The organism is Palleronia abyssalis (assembly GCF_900302445.1).
In the GTDB taxonomy this organism is placed as follows: domain Bacteria; phylum Pseudomonadota; class Alphaproteobacteria; order Rhodobacterales; family Rhodobacteraceae; genus Palleronia; species Palleronia abyssalis.
On sequence record NZ_ONZF01000029.1, the window covers coordinates 1 to 2,894 of the forward strand.

Here is a 2,894-nt window from a genome sequence, read left to right on the forward strand (position 1 = left end):
GGCAGTCAGCCTTCTTCCGGATCAGATCAAGCCTATCGGACAATTAGTACCGGTCAACTGAACGCATTGCTGCGCTTACATCTCCGGCCTATCGACGTGGTGGTCTACCACGGTCCTCAGGGATACCTTGTTTTGAGGGGGGCTTCCCGCTTAGATGCCTTCAGCGGTTATCCTGTCCGATCATAGCTACCCTGCACTACCGCTGGCGCGATAACAGGTCCACCAGTGGATCGTTCACCCCGGTCCTCTCGTACTAGGGGCAACTCCTCTCAAGTATCCTACACCCACGGCAGATAGGGACCGAACTGTCTCACGACGTTCTAAACCCAGCTCACGTACCTCTTTAAACGGCGAACAGCCGTACCCTTGGGACCTGCTCCAGCCCCAGGATGAGATGAGCCGACATCGAGGTGCCAAACGGTGCCGTCGATATGGACTCTTGGGCACCATCAGCCTGTTATCCCCGGCGTACCTTTTATCCGTTGAGCGATGGCCCTTCCACTCGGGACCACCGGATCACTATGGCCGTCTTTCGACTCTGCTCGACTTGTCAGTCTCGCAGTCAGGCTGGCTTCTGCCATTGCACTCAACGACCGATTTCCGACCGGTCTGAGCCAACCTTCGCGCGCCTCCGTTACTCTTTGGGAGGCGACCGCCCCAGTCAAACTACCCGCCACACAGGGTCCCGGATCCGGATAACGGACCGCGGTTAGACATCAAGCAGAGCAAGGGTGGTATCTCAAGGATGGCTCCACAGAAACTGGCGTTCCTGCTTCGAAGCCTACCACCTATCCTGCACATGCTCGGCCTAATGCCAGTGTGAAGCTGTAGTAAAGGTGCACGGGGTCTTTCCGTCTAACCGCGGGAAGCCTGCATCTTGACAGGCAATTCAATTTCGCTGAGTCGATGTTGGAGACAGCGGGGAAGTCGTTACGCCATTCGTGCAGGTCGGAACTTACCCGACAAGGAATTTCGCTACCTTAGGACCGTTATAGTTACGGCCGCCGTTTACCGGGGCTTCAATTCAAGGCTTGCACCTCTCCTTTTAACCTTCCGGCACCGGGCAGGCGTCAGACCCTATACGTCGTCTTGCGACTTCGCAGAGCCCTGTGTTTTTAGTAAACAGTCGCCACCCCCTGGTTTGTGCCCCCAGCCACTAGTTGCCTGGTAACTGGGCCTCCTTCTCGCGAACTTACGGAGGTATTTTGCCGAGTTCCTTCAACATCGTTCTCTCAAGCGCCTTGGTATTCTCTACCAGTCCACCTGTGTCGGTTTAGGGTACGATCTTATAGTAGGGCTATTTCCAGGAACCGCTCAGCAGCCCGACCAATCCGATAAGGCCGAACTACACCCGCGATCCGTCACCACTACATGGCCCAGGAATATTAACCTGGTTCCCATCGACTACGCCTTTCGGCCTCGCCTTAGGGGTCGGCTTACCCTGCTCAGATTAGCTTTAAGCAGGAACCCTTGGACTTTCGGCGACAGGGTCTCTCACCCTGTTTGTCGCTACTCATGTCATCATTCTCGCTAGTGATCTCTCCACCGGATCGCTCACGCGCCGGCTTCACAGAAAGCTCCTTGTCTCCAACACGGACAGACCCTCCGAAGAGGATCGTCCCGCTAAGGAGACAGTGAGCTATGTCACACTACGCTCCGCTACCACTGCTATGCAGTCCTGAGCTTCGGCTCGTGGCTTGAGCCCCGTTACATCTTCGCCGCAAGACAGCTTGTCTAGACCAGTGAGCTGTTACGCTATCTTTAAAGGATGGCTGCTTCTAAGCCAACCTCCTGGTTGTTTTGGCCGTCTCACATGCTTTCCCACTTAGCCACGAATTAGGGGCCTTAGCTGCAGGTCAGGGTTGTTTCCCTCTCCACGACGGACGTTAGCACCCGCCGTGTGTCTGCCAGATAGTACTCTACGGTATTCGGAGTTTGGTTAGGATCAGTAAGCCTGTGGGGCCCCATTACCCATCCAGTGCTCTACCCCCGTAGGTATTCGTCTGACGCTCTACCTAAATAGATTTCGCGGAGAACCAGCTATCTCCGAGTTTGATTGGCCTTTCACCCCTAGGCACAACTCATCCCGACCTTTTTCAACAGGTGTGGGTTCGGACCTCCAATAAGTGTTACCTTATCTTCATCCTGGTCATGCCTAGATCACTCGGTTTCGGGTCTGATCCCACGAACTCATGCGCCCTATTAAGACTCGCTTTCGCTGCGCCTACACCTAACGGCTTAAGCTTGCTCGTGAGACCAAGTCGATGACCCATTATACAAAAGGTACGCCGTCACCCCGCAAGGAGGCTCCGACTGATTGTAGGCGTTCGGTTTCAGGTACTGTTTCACTCCCCTCGTCGGGGTGCTTTTCACCTTTCCCTCACGGTACTGGTTCGCTATCGGTCAGTAAGGAGTACTTAGCCTTCGAGGGTGGTCCCCCGATCTTCAGACAGGATTTCACGTGTCCCGCCCTACTTAATGCGTCCGATCATGCTTCCTGTACGGGACTGTCACCCGCTATGGTCACGTTTTCCAACGTGTTCCAGTCACACTTACGGCTCGGCTGGTCCCCGTTCGCTCGCCACTACTAGGGGAGTATCTGTTGATTTCCTTTCCTCCGGGTACTTAGATGTTTCAGTTCCCCGGGTTCGCTCTTAAAACCCTATGTATTCAGGTAATAAGTACCTGTTTCAGAAGCCTATAAGCTGCCCGTAGGCAATTATAGTCAACTGTCAGGTGGGTTGCCCCATTCGGAGATCGTCGGGTCAAAGGCTATTCTCGCCTCGCCGACGCTTATCGCAGAGTATCACGTCCTTCATCGCCTCTTACTGCCAAGGCATCCACCAAACGCCCTTCTCGCGCTTGATCTGATCCAGAAGAAGACTGACTTCTTC

The 2,894-nt window shown here is 54.6% G+C and carries 1 rRNA gene; it reads right to left on the reverse strand.

The annotated features are described in order from the left end of the window. Positions 1-22: 22 nt before the first annotated feature. A 23S ribosomal RNA gene (locus PAA8504_RS21585) occupies positions 23-2,868 on the reverse strand. Between the last annotated feature and the right edge of the window lie 26 nt (positions 2,869-2,894).